Genomic DNA, 16069 nt, shown 5'->3' with positions numbered 1-16069 from the left:
GTTGTGACATGATTACAACTACGGATGTAATGGCACATCTGGCCTCGGGTAACGAGCGTCAGCAGGATGCGTATAAGGTGTTGCAATCCAGTGGATTGTTCAGCATATTGGCTGCTTACCAGCCTTATCCGGCTGGAACAGTGCCAATTGATATTGATATTCCCGGAAGTGATCTTGATCTATTATGTGAGGCAGCGGATCTGAAGGCGTTCGAAACCTTGGTGTACCAACAACTAAGCGGAATGCAGGGTTTTCGATGCGACCGGGGGGATGGCCGTGCTGGCCAGCGTCCTTATGTGACCTGTAGTATGGAAATTGGAAACTGGCCTATAGAGATTTTCGCTCAATCCCTATCTGTACGCAAGCAGAATGCTTATATTCACATGTTGGTAGAGTGGGAATTATTGCAACTCTGGGGTGCAGCAGGACATCGGGAGATTCGCAAATTGAAGCTGGAAGGCTGGAAGACGGAGCCTGCATTCGCTGCGGTCCTGGGACTTCAGGGAGACCCTTATGAGGAGATGCTTCATCTGGCCTCAATGAGCAAGGATGAGCTTTGGCAATGGGCACGCTTGCGTACGTCTTTTCAGTTCGAATAGCACGGTTAAGCAATTAGATTAGAAAGATAGCCACAATAGTTGTAACGGTTAACCCCAACAGTACAGGTTTCAAATTGCGGCGTGCCAGTTCAAATGGACTGACTCCGCAAATGGCCGCAGCTGGAATTAAGGCCCATGGAATTAAGGTCCCACCGCCTACCCATATGGCGGCGACCTGACCCAGTGCCGTCAATATAGGTGCAGAATCTGCCGATCCTGCAAACATGGACGCAATGGAGCCGACCAGGGATATTCCAGAGAACCCCGAACCATCCATTCCCGTGACCGCTCCGGTCACAGTCATCGTTATAGCACCTACCGTATTATTCAATGGCACTAGCCCTGCAAGAGCAACCCCCAAATCATTCACAATACCGTGTGATCCAGCAGGAAGCGGGTTGTTGAACAGTTCTGTGATCGCAGCATCCCCAAGATAAAAGAAAGCGGCAATCGGGATGACAGGACCAAACACCTTGAATCCGAATTGAAATCCTTCAATTAAATAGTTTGTTGTTTCTTCCGGACCTGTATGACGATGCGCGGCAAGTGATACGGCAATCAGAATGAGCACGGCCGTTCCACCAATTAGTGCTGTGGCATCACCGCCTTGTAATTTAAGTAAAAACATCAGAATGACGTCGACTAAGAATAACAATGGGATGATCAGAGCGAATGCCTTTTGCAAACGTGGGGGAATTGCTTGACGTTGAACGGCTGGCTCCTCGGAAATCGGCGCAGAGTCTGACGAAGGTGGATGAACAGTTACTGCTTCACCAGAGATCGGATCACTGAGTTTAACGTGGGAACCTGACTTCATCTCCTTGCGCAGCATCCAGAATGCCGTTACGGTAGACACCGTCCCCATCACTATGACAAGTGGGACACTTGCAGTCATAACAGCGGTAACGGGAAGGCCAGCTGCATCAGCTGTCAGTTTGGGTGCCCCTTGGATAATGTAATCCCCTGATAAGGCAATGCCGTGACCGAACAGATTCATGGCAATGGCAGCGCCAATGGGAGGAAGTCCGACTCGTACGGCTACCGGAAGAAGTACAGCCCCAACCAGGGCAACGGCAGGAGAGGGCCAGAAAAACAATGATACAATCATCATAATGAATCCAATTCCCCAATAGGCGACCTGTGGAGAACGGATGAACCGGGTGAGTGGTGTCACCATGACTTCATTGATCCCTGTCCGAATTAACACCCGGCTCATTGCAACAATGATCGAGATGATAAAAATGGTGCTGAGCAGCTCCTTGGCTGCGTAGATAAAACTGTTGAAGATTCCGGAAACCGATCCGCTTAATGTTTCAGTTGCCAGGAGTCCAATGGTCATGATACCTGCGACACAAATGATGGTTGTGTCTCTACGCCGTACCATGACAGCGATAATCAAGACGATAAATGCCAGATATACATAATGCAATGGGACGAGTTGAATATTCATCGGACATGCCTCCTTACATCCTTGGTGTCAATCCAAGGAGTGATATATCGTATGCATGTCATCACCGGGCGTTCGTGGAGGATGGAGAAGGATTTTTTTTACAGATGGAGAACTAATTAGAGCATGGGCCCTCGAACACGTACTAAAGCCAAGAAGTGCAAGTCACCAGAGTTGACAGTGACAGGTCACGGAACCACATAGACAGATGCAAGCAAGTATGACTACAATAAACATGCCATTATAAGGAATAAGATGGAAGAAAAGCAGAGGTACAGCATCAGAACACGGAAAAAATCGCTTGATATTGATAGCGGTTACAACGATGTGCAACAGAACTGAAATTCAGATTACACAAAAGGGCGGGAATTCATGAACTTCATCCGTTCACTGCGCTTTAAGTTTATCGTGGGTCTGACATTGATCATGCTGCCACTATTCATGCTGCTATATTACAACAACGTATACGCCATGAAAGTTGTACGTGATCAAGTGTCTCTCACCAATATGAATCATCTTGCAAAAAGTGTGGAGCAGAACGAGCGTGTGCTGCAGGAGACCAATCGTTATTTATACAGTCTGGGCGAGCGAGACCCGGACATTATCTCCCTGTTTTTTCTCAAATACGGCAGCGGCGATTATATTATTGCCAAACAGCGTATTATGAACAAATTCATGACCGATATCGGATTTTATAATCTGATCGATTCATTTTTTCTGTACGATGCTGTGAATGACGATCTGTTACTCGCTACTTCAGGCAATTATGATGTCAAAAAGTCGATTGTGCAGGAGAGCATGCCGGTCCAGATGCAGCAGCTGGAGGGGGAAATCCAGAAGCCAGAGTGGAGCATCGTTCGGGGAGGCACATGGAATGCCTTGGTCAAAACGGTGCGGATCAACGCCCAGTTCTATGCGGGGGCTCTTGTGGACATGAATGCACTGAATCACCCCGAACAATTTACGGAGTCCGGTGACCGGGGAGGCGCAGTCATCGTGGGAGCAGATGGCGGGGCACTGTCCGATTCAGCCCTGAACTCGGCACAAATCAAATTGGCCGCAGCCCATATCAATGGATTGAATAATCCCTACCAGGTGATCTCTGAAGTAACATCCACAGGCAGTGCACGTCAGTATCTGATGCTTGGCATTGCCTCAGCCATGTCTGAGATGAATTATATCGTCCTGCTGCCCGAAGAGGACATGATGCGAAACCTGCCATTTTTTCAACAGATCATTCGCCTGCTTCCAATTGGTGCAGCGGTCATCCTGATCACAGCTATGATTTTTCTCAGGCAGCTCCTATTCCGTCCGATGAATGTGCTCATACGTGGGATGAGGAGGGTTAGCCGAGGAGAACTTGATGTGAGGCTTGAGACGCCAGCTTCATCTGAACTGGAGTTTGTCACGCACAGCTTCAATCAGATGACAAGTGAGATCCAGCATCTGAAGATAGATGTGTATGAGGAGCAATTGCGCACGAGAGAAGCAGAGTTTAAACAATTGCAGATGCAGATCAATCCGCACTTTTACCTGAATTCATTGAATATCATTCATAGCCTGGCTTCGTTGCAAAAGCATGAGTTAGTGCAGCAGATGGCTGGTCATCTGGCAGATTATTTCAGGTTCAGCCTGCGTGCAGGCAAACGTGTCATTCGATTGGATGAAGAATTGGAACATATCAGTCATTATTTGGAGATCCAAAAGCTGCGGTTTCCCAACAAGCTGGATTTCGTACTGGATGTTGGACCGGATCTTGGGCAGTATGTGCTGCCGCCCTTAACGATTCAACCTTTTGTGGAGAATGCCATTATTCATGGCTTTCAGCGTCGCAAAGAACCTTTTGTTATTTGCATAACAGTACGGAAGTCGAAAACGTTATCTGATCCTGAAGCATCTTCGGTTCTTCAACTTTCGATTACAGACAACGGTGTTGGATTTGAGCAAGACATACTGGAGCGCCTGCAGCAAGGGCGATACGCCGAAGATCCGGGTGGACAGCACATTGGCATCTGGAACGTTATCCATCGGCTGCTTGTAAAGTACGGCGAACATGCCGGATTGCAGTTTAGCAATCAGACTGAAGGAGGGGCGGCAGTCCATATTCATATGCCTGCCCAGACGGAAGAAGAAGAAGGGAGAGCCTATGCGGAACCTGTTGATCGTGGATGATGAAGTATACGCCCTGCAAGCGATGGTGGAAGGGGTGGACTGGAGCCTGGCCGGAATTGACCAGGTATTCAGTGCTGGTGATGCGGAAGAAGCGAGAATGCTGATGAAAGCCCATCCCATTGATATTATGATCTGTGATATTGAGATGCCGGGTGAAACGGGACTGGATCTGCAGAGCTGGGTGTTAAAGCATGATCCCGGCATGCTGACGATTTTTCTTACGGGTCATGCCCTGTTCGATTATGCCCAAACGGCAATCAAGCTGAACAGCTTCGATTATGTACTGAAGCCTGCTCCCGCAGACCAGCTGCTCAAGGTTGTGAGCCAGGCAATGGACAAAATCAAGGATGACGAGCAGCGTTCCCGCACCAATGAAGTATATGAGACCGTGTATAAACGCTGGCAAACGCATAAACCACTGTTGACCGAGCGTTTCTGGAAAGACGCCATCTCACAGCGTGTAACCTTAACCCAGCAAAAGCTTCAGGAACTGGCCGAAGTATATGGAGCCGAGATTGATCCGCAAGTGCGCGTGTTGCCGATTGTTATATCCGTCGAAGAATGGGTGAGAGACTTCGATCTGCGTGACGAGGAGGTGCTGGAATATGCGCTCCGCAATGCTGCCAAGGAAATGCTGCTTGGTGACAAACCTGGGGAAGTGTTTCAGGATCACAGTGGACTAAATATTGTGCTTGCATACGAACAGGACGGTATCATACCTACGGCGAGTGAAATGGCACAAGGATGTCAGAGTTATATTCAGGAGTGCGGTACCTACTTTTATTGCCGATTGTCCTGTTACGTCGGAGTCCCGGTAGCAGTTACAGATTTACAGGGGATGCTGAATGAGCTGATGGACATGGAGCGTCGCAATATCAACGAGCTTGAAGGGGTCTTTATCTATGACGAGGTGGGCCGAGATACGGAGGATCGTTTTCTGCCAATACCGTGGTTCTCCGAGTTGTCCATCCTGTTCGAAACGGGAAAGTTTGACGACCTGCGCGAGCGTGTGGACGAAATCTTTGAATTACTGGCTTCACAGGAGCGTTTGTCACCCGAAATTCTGCGCTTGTATTATCATGCAATGCTGCATGTAATCTACCCATTGCTGCATCAGAAAAATGTATCCGTACGCAGCCTGTATCCCGGAGAACGGGAGCCGGAAGAAAACGTTGTGACACGTTCGCTACCTCAATTGAAGCAGTGGACATCAGACCTGATTAGTCGTGCCATCCCGGTATTGTACCCGGACGATCACAGTCCAATGACGATTGTGGACCAGTTATGCATTTACATTGAAAATCATATTGGTGAAGAGCTGATGCGAGAAGAACTTGCATCCTTTGCCGGATTTAATCCAGCCTATCTATCCCGCCTGTTTCGTAAAGAAAAGGGCATGTCACTTTCCGAATTTATTCTCCAGCGCAGAGTAGCCAAAGCGAAGACATTATTGTCCCAGTCTACCGTGAAGGTGACGGATATCGCAGGCAAGGTCGGGTATTACAATTACTCTCATTTTACGAAAATGTTCAAAAAGTGCACGGGCATTACCCCACAGGAGTTTCGCAAACAGTCCCGAACGGTACAGATTTGACGCAGCATGCTGCGTCTTTTGTTTTTTTGTGCCCTAAAGTCATAATTTGATAAGTGAACAGGTCACCACAGCAGATAGTGGACCTGAACGCCCCGCCGTATACTTGAACCACAGGAGACACAGCGGTGTTTCATCCTGAGGATGAAATTCAAGAGGAGTGAGGGAGAACAAGTTATGAAGACACAACCCCAGGCGGGTAAGGCAGCACGTCTATCGGATGGAAGGGACATACCGGTTCGAAAACGAAAGTCTGTCCTGTACAATCTAGGTAAATTCAAGGTTTTGTATCTCATGTTTTTGCCAGGCATTCTATTTCTGCTGGTAAACAACTATATGCCGATGTTTGGCGTTCTGATTGCATTCAAAAATGTAAACTATGCCGACGGTATTTGGGGCAGTCCGTGGAGCGGCTGGGATAATTTTAAGTATTTATTCTCCACCAGCGATGCTTGGGAGATCACACGTAATACGCTCGCTTATAACACGGTATTTATTGCGCTGAATTTATTTGTAGGTGTAGGGCTTGCGATTTTGTTGAATGAAGTGAAAAACAAGGCGATGTCCAAATTGTATCAGTCACTCATGCTGCTTCCGTATTTTCTGTCGATGATTGTAGTCAGCTATCTGGTGCTCGCGTTTCTCGGCAAGGATTCGGGCTTCATGAACTCAACGATTCTTCAGCTCTTTGGCGGACAACCAATTGACTGGTATTCAGAGCCTAAGTATTGGCCGTACATTTTGCCGCTGGTGAATACATGGAAAAATATTGGTTATTATGCCGTCATTTATCTGGCAGCAGTGGTAGGTATCGATGAGGAATATTATGAAGCGGCCGTGCTGGATGGCGCGAGTAAGTGGCATCAGATTCGCTTCATTACCGTTCCGTTTCTCGTACCGCTGATCGTGATTATGACATTGCTGCAGATCGGTCGTATTTTCTACGCAGATTTCAGTCTGTTCTACCAGGTTCCGCTGGAATCGGGCGCATTGTTCCCGGTGACGAACGTTCTGGATACGTATGTGTACCGAACCTTCCTTATTGGCGGCGATATCGGGATGTCCTCGGCAGCCGGGCTGTATCAGGCTGTTGTCGGATTTGTACTTGTTCTCGTATCCAATACCATCGTTAGGAGAATGGACAAAGATAATGCATTATTTTGAGAGGAGGCAAGCCAGCTGTGAAATCACGTGATCCATTAGCCGTGTCGCGGCGTTCCGCGTCTATCATACACGCTATGTTTATATTCTATGCCATTGCCTGCATCGTGCCGATCCTGCTTGTCTTCGCAATCTCATTCTCGGACGAGACGACGGTCATTGCGAACGGGTATAAGCTGATTCCGGAGAAGTTTAGCCTTACTGCCTATGAGTTTCTGTTCAAGGACATGGATCAGATCATCCATTCCTATGGTATTTCCATTATCGTAACCGTGATAGGTACAATAACGAGTGTAGCGCTGACGGCATTGTACGCGTACCCACTTTCCCGGAGGGATTTGCCGTATCGAGGATGGTTCGCCTTTTTCATCTTTTTCACCATGCTATTCAATGGCGGTCTGGTCCCGTGGTATCTCGTTTATGTGAACGTACTGGATTTGAAAAACTCGATTCTGGCACTGATCATGCCGCTACTGTTGTCACCATTCTTCGTGCTGGTCATGCGTACATTCTTCGCTAACTCCATTCCGGTATCGATTCTTGAATCGGCACGGATTGATGGAGCGGGTGAATTGAGAACGTTTACACGAATCGTGCTTCCGCTCTCCCTTCCAGTGATGGCGACCGTTGCACTGTTCAGCACATTGAATTACTGGAACGATTGGTATCTCAGCATGATTTTTATATCTGATAACCGGACGATCAGTCTTCAGTACCTTATGTACCGGACGCTGCTCGATATTCAATATTTAACATCCAACTCCAATGTCTCTTCACAGATTTCCTCGCAGGGCGGATTGCTGAATCTGCCAAATAAAACACTGCAAATGGCGATGGCTGTAGTCGGTATTGGTCCAATCGTACTGGCATATCCATTCTTCCAGCGGTATTTCATCAAAGGCCTAACCGTAGGCGCAGTGAAGGGGTAACTCCGGCCGGTTAGCGGAGAGGGCAACGGATAATTGAAGATGGACCTGAGAGGGCATATACAAAAAGCAGCGAGTACAGACACGCCGGAGGGCCGGCAAGCGAACGGACTTTTGCAGATTGGGGAACATTGCGAATTGGGGCAATCGGTTGCAGGGTCCAACATATGACGGGAGGGGTTCACTTGGTTAGAACGTTTAAGGTATGGCCGCGTTTCGCGGCAGCAGTTATGGCGCTGAGCCTGGTGCTGGCAGGTTGCTCATCAGACAAAGGCGGAACAACACCGGAAGCACAGGGTGGTGGTGCAGCGGAGAGTGGGGGCAAGCCCTATGAAGTGACGTTGTATTATCCAGGGACACCACAGAAAGATGTAGCTCTGGTCGAAGCCGAGATAAACAAAAAGATGGAGCCAAAGATCGGGGCAACTCTCAAGATCAATGCGATCGACTGGGGTCAGTGGGACAACAAGCTGAATCTTATGATCTCTTCCGGCGAAAAATCAGATATTATTTTCACAGCGGCTTGGCAGAATTATACGGTCAATGTAGCAAAAGGTGCGTTCTTGCCGCTCAATGATCTGCTTGACCAGTATGGGCAGGATATCAAGAAGAATCTCGATCCAGCCTTTCTGGAAGGTTCTCAGGTGGATGGCGTGAATTACGGCGTTCCTACCAACAAGGAGCTGGCAGCGACGCGTGGTGTACTGGTGCGCAAAGATCTGGCTGACAAATACAAGCTCGATCTGACCGCAGTGAAAACGTGGGCTGACCTGGAGCCGCTGCTCAAAACGATCAAGGAAAACGAACCAGGCATCACTCCATTCTATATGTCCAATACCAATGGTAACGGTTTGCTGGAAAATCTGGACTGGGATTATCTCGGTGATGCATCCGTTCCAGGCGTCATCTCCAAAACAGCGGGTACAACGACGGTACTGAACGAAGTGGAGACACCTGAATTTAAGGAAGCGGCTGAGCTTGCACGCAAGTGGTATCAGGCTGGATACATTAACAGTGATGCAGCGACTTCCAATGTGTTCCCAAAAGATCAGGCGAAGGCAGGTAAGGCTTTCCTGTGGACCGATGGCATGAAGCCGGGCAAGGATAAGGAAGAAGAAGGGTATGTCGGATATCCTCTGACCCAGATTGAGATGACCCAGCCTACGATTACAACCGGTGATGCTTCCGGTGCGATGCTGGCGATCTCCCGTTCCTCTGAGCAGCCAGAGAAGGCGATGCAAGTCATTAACCTGCTGCATTCCGACAAAGAAATTAACAACCTGCTCAACTTCGGTATTGAAGGCACACATTATGTGAAAAAAGACGGACAGGACAACATTATTACCCTCCCGGAAGGGGTGGATGCGAACAGTCGCACCTACAATCCGGGCGCACAATGGCAGCTGGGTAACCAGTTCCTGAACTATCTCTGGGATAATGAAGATCCGCAGAAATGGGAAAAGTTCAAGGAGTTTAATGCCAAAGGCGTTAAGTCACCTGCACTGGGCTTTACGTTCAATAGCCAATCCGTCAAAAACGAAATTGCTGCGGTCAACAACGTGAACAAACAGTTCAAACCGGGCATGACCTCGGGTGCAGTAGATCCGAACGAGATGATCCCGAAATATTTGGAGAAACTGAAAGCCGCAGGTATTGATAAAATCATTGCAGCCAAACAAGAACAGCTCGACGCATTCCTGTCCAAAAAGTAGACTTGAGTTGCAAAACCCAAGACGTCTTCGGTTAAAAACCGGAGCGTCTTTTTTTATTTGGATCACAAACCATAATAAGGAAAAATATGATATAATCAGGTGGTTGATTAGGGGGTGTTCGTGTGTCGAGAACCAGACTTGTGTTCTCTGCGATGTTATTGCTGTTTGGCATCATTTTTACGTTTAAGCATCACCTTGGTTTCTCAGTGGGGGACACGATGCTGTCTGCTATAGGCATGTCGCCTTATACCACATCCTACGTAAGTGGTGTGCATATCACGTTATTTTTTGGAATGGGCATATTAGCATCCAGCTACTATCTTACACGCAAAGAAATCATGTCATTACATCCTGTTCTGGCTAAACGGCTCTGGCTAATCGTTCTCGCTATCGTTCTCAGTTATTCCTACATGACGGATAAATTAATGTACGTAGCCAAATGGGGGGCTTCCGGTATCAATGGAGTTTCCTATGTCCAAAATGATAGCTCCTGTACCTATGACGTACTGGACAATGGTATTACACGAGTAAACTGTGACCTGACACTCAAAAATTACACCCGAGAGCCTGTAGCAGCTGTTCTCTTGCCTGACTTGGGCCGCAGTTACAAACAACATGATGATCCGCTCTATGAATCCCTGCAGTCTGTCGAGCTCAAACCTGTACATATAGAGATTGAGCCGTATGGAACATTTAAGGGTCAACTGGCGTTTTCCGGATTAGCTGACTCCCCGTTGCAAGTGAATGGAAAGCTAACCGATATTGTTTTGGATGTCGCCGTGGATGGAGAGAATACGGTGTTTGATTACGATATTCCATAATAGATACTGCGTTAGCAAGATAGAATGAATACATAATAAGAGTATTTGGATTAAAAGAGATTAAGCCATATATTGTGTTTAGAAAAGAGCTGACTTTTGTCAGCTCTTTTTTGCGTGGAAGTTGCAATTAGTGCAGAAAAGTTGGTTTTGTCACCTTTATGCATGTATATGGTAACGCTTACGATATATAGATAGCCTCTTTAAAGAGGTTAAGTCAGGAGTAACAGATGAGCTGTGAAGCGAATTCGCCCAGAAAAAACAGTTTATGTTTAACGCTTTCATCGTTAAAATTAGATTCACTGACTAATGAAGGCAAGGTGAGGTAAGAAGATGTCATACCGGACGAATCTATTTTCCAAAATGGTCATTTTAATTCTAATTATGCTGGTTCCAGTCGTACTGCTGTACTGGTATTCCAACCATAAAACAACAGCAGTTCTACGGGATGAACTCAATCGCTCCAACAGTAACCAACTTGAATTTTTTCAAAATCAGGTGAATACGCACATCGAGTTGTTGTCCTCATGGCCGAATCTGCTCATTCATGATCCCGATATTGCGAGCTTTCGGCGGATCTACGCGGATTCCAAATATTTCGATCTGGATACGATCAATTTGGTAAAACGTATTCAGAACAAGCTGAGTATCCAGGAAAGTTCATCCAATTGGACAACGAAATTGTACCTTTATTCGCCGACGCTTGGCAGGGTCGTCTCTGAACGAGATGCCGGTTATTACGATCAGCAAACGCTGCGAGGCAACATATCATCCGGATGGAATGTTCGAAAGACTCAGGAGGGGGAAGATGATAAATTCATCTTCAGCTGGATCACCGTATCTCCATACGGCATTAGCGATCCCGCAGCCAATGCGCAGACCGTTATTAAGCTTGAATTCGATAGTGACAACATTCGAGATATGCTGGACAAATTCAAGGATGATGGTCGCCATGACCCCTTCTATTACCGGGAAGAGACGGGGGTTATCTATAACCGAACCTCGGATCGAGCTCTGACAGGTGAGCTGATGGATAATCTGGCCATTGATAAGCTTAAAGATGTTGATAACCGGACGGTAGTTATCGACGGTGAACCTTACATGGTTAATACGGTAAAGTCCAGCACGACAGGCTGGTATCTGGTTGATTACATGCCACTATCAGCTATTCTGAAGCCGATTCATCAGTCCAATATTCTATTTTATTCGGCCATGATCTGTCTGCTATTGATGAGCTTTGCCGTAGCCTATCTGTTATATGTACAGGTTCAAGTCCCTGTCAAACAGTTGATCCGTGGATTCCAACGATTGAAGCAGGAGGATTATTCAGTCCGAATTACGCCCAAGGGACGCAATGAATTCAGCTTTTTGTCCGAACGATTCAACTCCATGGTGGCGCAGATTCAGCAGTTGTTTGAACACGTGTATCTGGAACAGATTCATGTGCGTGAAGCCCGGCTGAAACAGCTGCAATCTCAGATTAATCCACACTTTTTCTATAATTGTTTCTCATTCATTACGAGCATGGCCAAGCTGAAGCGTGTCGATGCTGTCGTTGCCATGTCGCATAATCTGTCCCGATACTATCGCTATACAACGAGGCAGGAACGTGATGTGGTGCCGCTCACAGAAGAAATCGAGTTCGTCACCTGTTATCTGGAGATTCAGCAGATGCGTATGGACCGAATACGTTTCAACATTGACTTATCCGAAGACATCCTGAGGCAGGAGGTACCACCTCTCATCGTACAACCACTGGTAGAGAATGCGGTTATCCACGGGATTGAAACCGATGCCGAAGCTGGGGAAATACGGGTGTCGGGAGAACAGAGAAATGGCATGATGATTCTTACCGTCGATGACGACGGACAAGGTATGGATGAACTGGCTCGGCAGATGCTGCTCCACAAACTCACAGGAGGTATGGATCAAGAAATGGGTTGTGGGTTATGGAACGTCAACCAGCGTCTTCAGCTCAGATATGGGGAGCAGGCGGGAATTAGCATTATGGAATCACCTCTTGGTGGGCTGCGTGTTACCTTGTCCTGGCCCGCTGACGAAGAACATCTTCTTGAATAGCAGGATAGAACTAGTGTGTTTATATGACTACAGCATAAGAACGATAGATCTCATTGTATAACGAAGCGGATAGGGAGTGACTGTCTTGATTGATATCTTATTGGTGGATGATGAAACGTATGTAACGGAAAGTCTGGAATTGACCATTCCCTGGGGAGAGCTCGGTGTTACGACGGTTTTGCGTGCGGCATCTGGCAAGGAAGCGCTGCGGATATTGGAAGAGAATGCAGTGGACCTCGTGGTGACCGATATTCGAATGCCGGGCATGTCCGGGCTGGAGCTGGTTGAGGAGGTAAGCAGTCGGTGGGCGCATATCCGCTGTATTCTGCTGACCGGACACAGTGATTTTCAATATGCCAAAAAAGCTATTCAACTGCAGGCTGCCGATTATATTCTCAAGCCGGTGAACGATGAGGAATTCATGGCTTCGGTCTCTGCTGCCATCACGTCCCTTCGGGATGATTGGGATGAATTTGATAAATACCATCGGTTGTTATACAGCCGGAAGTCAGATTATAAAATTTTGCGGGAGAATCTGATGCATGATTTGTTATTGGGCCGCGAAATTACAGCACGAGCACTGGGTGAACAGCTTGAAAAGTATGAGATTCTGCTTCAGCCGGATCAACCGGCAGTTATGATGCTAATTCGCCTTACAGGCCGGTTCTCTGCAATGGATCAGCAATCACTGGATTTGATGGAGTTTGCGGTTGGTAATATTGCAGAAGAGGTGTTTGGTCCGCATTTCAACGTGTGGTTTGGACGAGGTCCTCATGAGAGTCTAGTCATGATTATACAGAATCAGGGTTGGACGGAGCTTGCTCAGACCAATGTGGAAGAATTGAAGCAACCAGTTGGGACGTTCCGCGAGCATGTTATTCGATATCTGCAAGGCGATCTGTCCATGGTGGTCACAGCACCGTTTCAATTTGCCGATCTGACGACCGCTTATCGTAAAGGTTTGGGATCACTCGTTCTATCGGGCCCAGAGGAAAATACGATTATTTACATGGATAAAGAGCTGTCGAAACGGCCGGAAAACGATGCGGCTCAAGCGCTTGAAGAGCTCTATAAGCCACCCGTACTGCCTCAGTTGCTTGAAACCAAACAATGGGAGGCAGCGGCACGTAAACTGAATGCCGTATTTGATGCAGCAGAACGTGTATGTCTCTCAAGAGAGCATGTATATGAGATGTATTTATCTGTAACGAATGCCTTTATGTATATCGCGCATAAGCAGGGGCATCTCGTACATGAGATTGATCATGCGGGATTTGATCTGTTGCTCGCGCATCAGTTGATTCAATCACCTGACAAACTTCGCCGCTGGGCGACTGAGATGCTTGCCAAGTTGCAGGAGGAGCTGTCGGATCAGGAAGGCGTACAGAGCCGCAGACACGTCATCAAGCAGGTTCAGGAGATGGTAACGAGAGACGCAGGACAGGATCTGTCCGTGAAGATGATCGCAGACAAGGTGTATTTGCATCCGGTCTACTTGTCCAAGATCTACAAAGCAGAGACCGGTGAGGGGTTGGGCGATTATATGATTCGCATGCGGATGGAGCGTGCATTGTATTTGCTGAAAAACACCAACAAAAAGATATACGAGATTACGAGTGAACTGGGGTACCAAAATCCGCAATATTTCAGCAAAATGTTCAAAAAGCATTATGGGATGACACCGAATGAATATCGGGATCAGGCATAATTTCAACATCATTCCAATATATAGGTTGCCAAAGGTGCAGAAATCTTGTTTTCGTGACATAGGCTGAAAGACCCGGCAGGCCTATAATGAAAGGGTAACCAAAATGATTGAAGGGGGAACAACATTGAGAGCGAAATCCACGAAAAAGAGATTACTGTCGCTTCTCGCAACGGCGGTGTGTCTGACCGGCGTCCTTGCAGGCTGTACAGGAGGAAATAGCGGAGGAGATAGCGAGGCATCAAGTGCGCCAGCTGTTGAAAACGAATACAAAGAAAAATATGATCCTGCAGTTACTATTACAACGGCATGGGGAATTGACCCTGAGCTAAAATTCAAAAATGGCGAATCGATGGAAAATAACGTAGCAACCAAGTGGGCCAAAGATCAATTCGGAATCGACATCAAATCCTTGTGGTCTGTGACGGATACGAACAACGCATTCGCCACAAAACTTCGTCTTGCGATGTCATCCGGGCAGGAGATGCCTGAAGTGGTAGTGGTAGGGGACAACCTGCTTGCACAGGATCTGATTGATTCTGGCATGTATCAGGAAGCGGGTCCGCTGTTCGACAAATACGCTTCCGACACCTGGAAAAAAGCGATGGAGCAGGATCCCAATGTATGGAACCAGTATAGTCGTGACGGTAAAAGAATGGGTATTCCCGTGCTGGACTATGCGTACAACAATGATTACCTACTGTGGATTCGCCAAGACTGGTTGGACAAGCTGAATCTGGAGGCGCCAAAAACGATTGATGAACTGGAAAAAGTCATGGATGCGTTCAAAAATCAAAATCCGGATGGCTTAGCCCCAGACAAGGTCATTCCACTCAGCATCGGTTTCAAAACATCCATGAACACATGGATGGGTGATCCATCCTGGATTTTCGGTGCATACGGAACACTGCCATTCCAGTGGAATGTAGCTGAAGATGGCAAGCTGGAGTATGGTTCCATCAATCCTGGCATGAAGCAAGGTCTGACCAAATTGAGCGAATGGCTCAAAAAAGGTTACATCCCGCAGGAAGCAGCATTATGGGATGAAAACAAAACAGCAGAGCCAGCAGTGGCAGGTACAGCGGGTATTATCCCAGGTCCATACTGGATGAGTGGGTGGCCGCTTCTGGATACAGTGAAAAATGTGCCAAGTGCCGTTTGGAAACCGATTGAAATCCCGACCGGTCCAGAAGGCAAAGCTATGCGTCATGGTACACAGTTTGTTAACGGCGTCATTCTGATCAAGAAAGACATGGAGCACCCTGAAGCATTCTTCACGTATGAGAACTACCTGTTCGACAATTATGCAGACCCGGCACCAGGTAGCCAATATGATAACGGTCTATTTGCAAAGTATGACTATCAATTGGATGCCAATGGCAAACAAATGCCGATTGACCAAATTGAAGGCGGTTATGTGAACGTTGTACGTTATTTGCTCGTTCGTGACGGCGCCCGTATTCCGGATGCTCAGATGAAAGCCCTGCTGAATCTGGCAGATGGCAAAGAGCCGGAAACTAAGTTGGAGAAAGACGTAGCCGTTAACTATGGGCCAGAAACCCCTGCTGCTGCAAAAGTTTTGCTCAGTCAGGAAGAAATATCGTTCAAAAACATGTTCACAGGTCCTACAACAGCGACAATGAAATCCAAGCTCGACTACCTGAACAAAATTGAGAATCAAGCATTCAACGAAATTATTTATGGCAAAAATCCGGTAGATGCGTTCGATACATTTGTACAAACGTGGAAATCGGGTGGCGGTGACCAAATCACACAAGAGGTCAACGAATGGTATGACAGTGTGAAAAAATAAGGATCTAAGGGCGTGCAGACCAACCAGGTCTGCACGCTTTTTTTGT

Annotated in this window: 11 protein-coding genes; 10 read left to right on the top strand and 1 reads right to left on the bottom strand. The window is 47.3% G+C overall.

Translation table 11 applies throughout. The features are described from left to right. The first annotated feature begins 8 nt into the window (after positions 1-8). Entirely contained in the window at positions 9-599 is a 591-nt protein-coding gene (locus MHB84_RS02140) for a DUF4269 domain-containing protein (protein WP_076289415.1), read from the top strand. Positions 600-612: 13 nt separating this feature from the next. On the opposite strand, the gene MHB84_RS02135 is transcribed toward MHB84_RS02140, so the two are convergent. Further along, positions 613-2049, bottom strand: a complete 1437-nt coding sequence (locus MHB84_RS02135; RefSeq protein WP_076289416.1) for a hypothetical protein — start codon at positions 2047-2049, stop codon at positions 613-615. Between the two features lie 369 nt (positions 2050-2418). On the opposite strand from MHB84_RS02135, the gene MHB84_RS02130 reads away from it, so the two are divergent. The 9 genes from MHB84_RS02130 to MHB84_RS02090 all read left to right on the top strand — a co-directional run bounded on the left by MHB84_RS02130 (position 2419) and on the right by MHB84_RS02090 (position 16023). Then, positions 2419-4218, top strand: coding sequence for a sensor histidine kinase (locus MHB84_RS02130; RefSeq protein ID WP_076289417.1), 1800 nt, complete (start codon positions 2419-2421; stop codon positions 4216-4218). Beyond that, positions 4193-5812: a response regulator transcription factor gene (locus MHB84_RS02125; RefSeq protein WP_076289418.1), complete on the top strand. Its 1620-nt coding sequence runs from the start codon at positions 4193-4195 to the stop codon at positions 5810-5812. The genes MHB84_RS02130 and MHB84_RS02125 overlap by 26 nt, the downstream gene beginning before the upstream one ends. 174 nt (positions 5813-5986) lie before the next feature. Next, on the top strand, positions 5987-6973 hold the full coding sequence (locus MHB84_RS02120; RefSeq protein WP_063564733.1) for an ABC transporter permease: 987 nt from the start codon (positions 5987-5989) through the stop codon (positions 6971-6973). 17 nt (positions 6974-6990) lie between these two features. Further along, a complete protein-coding gene (locus MHB84_RS02115; RefSeq protein WP_053783705.1) occupies positions 6991-7899 on the top strand; it encodes a carbohydrate ABC transporter permease in 909 nt (302 codons plus the stop codon). A 182-nt stretch (positions 7900-8081) separates the two neighbouring features. Further along, positions 8082-9608 carry an ABC transporter substrate-binding protein gene (locus MHB84_RS02110; protein WP_076289419.1) on the top strand — a complete coding sequence of 509 codons (1527 nt, stop codon included), beginning with the start codon at positions 8082-8084 and terminating at the stop codon, positions 9606-9608. A 122-nt stretch (positions 9609-9730) separates the two neighbouring features. Continuing rightward, positions 9731-10429 (top strand): hypothetical protein, encoded by a 699-nt coding sequence (locus MHB84_RS02105; RefSeq protein WP_076289420.1) that lies wholly within the window; start codon positions 9731-9733, stop codon positions 10427-10429. 330 nt (positions 10430-10759) lie between these two features. Continuing rightward, positions 10760-12505, top strand: coding sequence for a sensor histidine kinase (locus tag MHB84_RS02100; RefSeq protein WP_076289421.1), 1746 nt, complete (start codon positions 10760-10762; stop codon positions 12503-12505). An 85-nt stretch (positions 12506-12590) separates the two neighbouring features. Further along, the gene (locus tag MHB84_RS02095; protein WP_076289422.1) at positions 12591-14213 is read left to right on the top strand and encodes a response regulator; all 1623 of its coding nucleotides are present in this window, start codon (positions 12591-12593) and stop codon (positions 14211-14213) included. 124 nt (positions 14214-14337) lie between these two features. Further along, complete coding sequence (locus MHB84_RS02090; protein ID WP_076289423.1) at positions 14338-16023, top strand: extracellular solute-binding protein; 1686 nt, start codon at positions 14338-14340, stop codon at positions 16021-16023. Positions 16024-16069 lie beyond the last annotated feature (46 nt).

The sequence above is a fragment of the Paenibacillus sp. FSL F4-0087 genome (genome assembly GCF_038020215.1).
GTDB lineage: Bacteria > Bacillota > Bacilli > Paenibacillales > Paenibacillaceae > Paenibacillus > Paenibacillus taichungensis.
Note: the sequence above shows the minus strand (reverse complement) of the source record. Positions and strands in the feature narration are given on the sequence as shown.

What these genes read in the sequence shown, in the direction of transcription:
- MHB84_RS02125 (WP_076289418.1), top strand. Translation starts at nt 4,193, where the DNA reads ATGCGGAACCTGTTGATCGTGGATGATGAAGTATACGCCCTGCAAGCG.
- MHB84_RS02120 (WP_063564733.1), top strand. Translation starts at nt 5,987, where the DNA reads ATGAAGACACAACCCCAGGCGGGTAAGGCAGCACGTCTATCGGATGGA.
- MHB84_RS02100 (WP_076289421.1), top strand. Translation starts at nt 10,760, where the DNA reads ATGTCATACCGGACGAATCTATTTTCCAAAATGGTCATTTTAATTCTA.
- MHB84_RS02130 (WP_076289417.1), top strand. Translation starts at nt 2,419, where the DNA reads ATGAACTTCATCCGTTCACTGCGCTTTAAGTTTATCGTGGGTCTGACA.
- MHB84_RS02135 (WP_076289416.1), bottom strand. Translation starts at nt 2,049, where the DNA reads ATGAATATTCAACTCGTCCCATTGCATTATGTATATCTGGCATTTATC.
- MHB84_RS02140 (WP_076289415.1), top strand. Translation starts at nt 9, where the DNA reads ATGATTACAACTACGGATGTAATGGCACATCTGGCCTCGGGTAACGAG.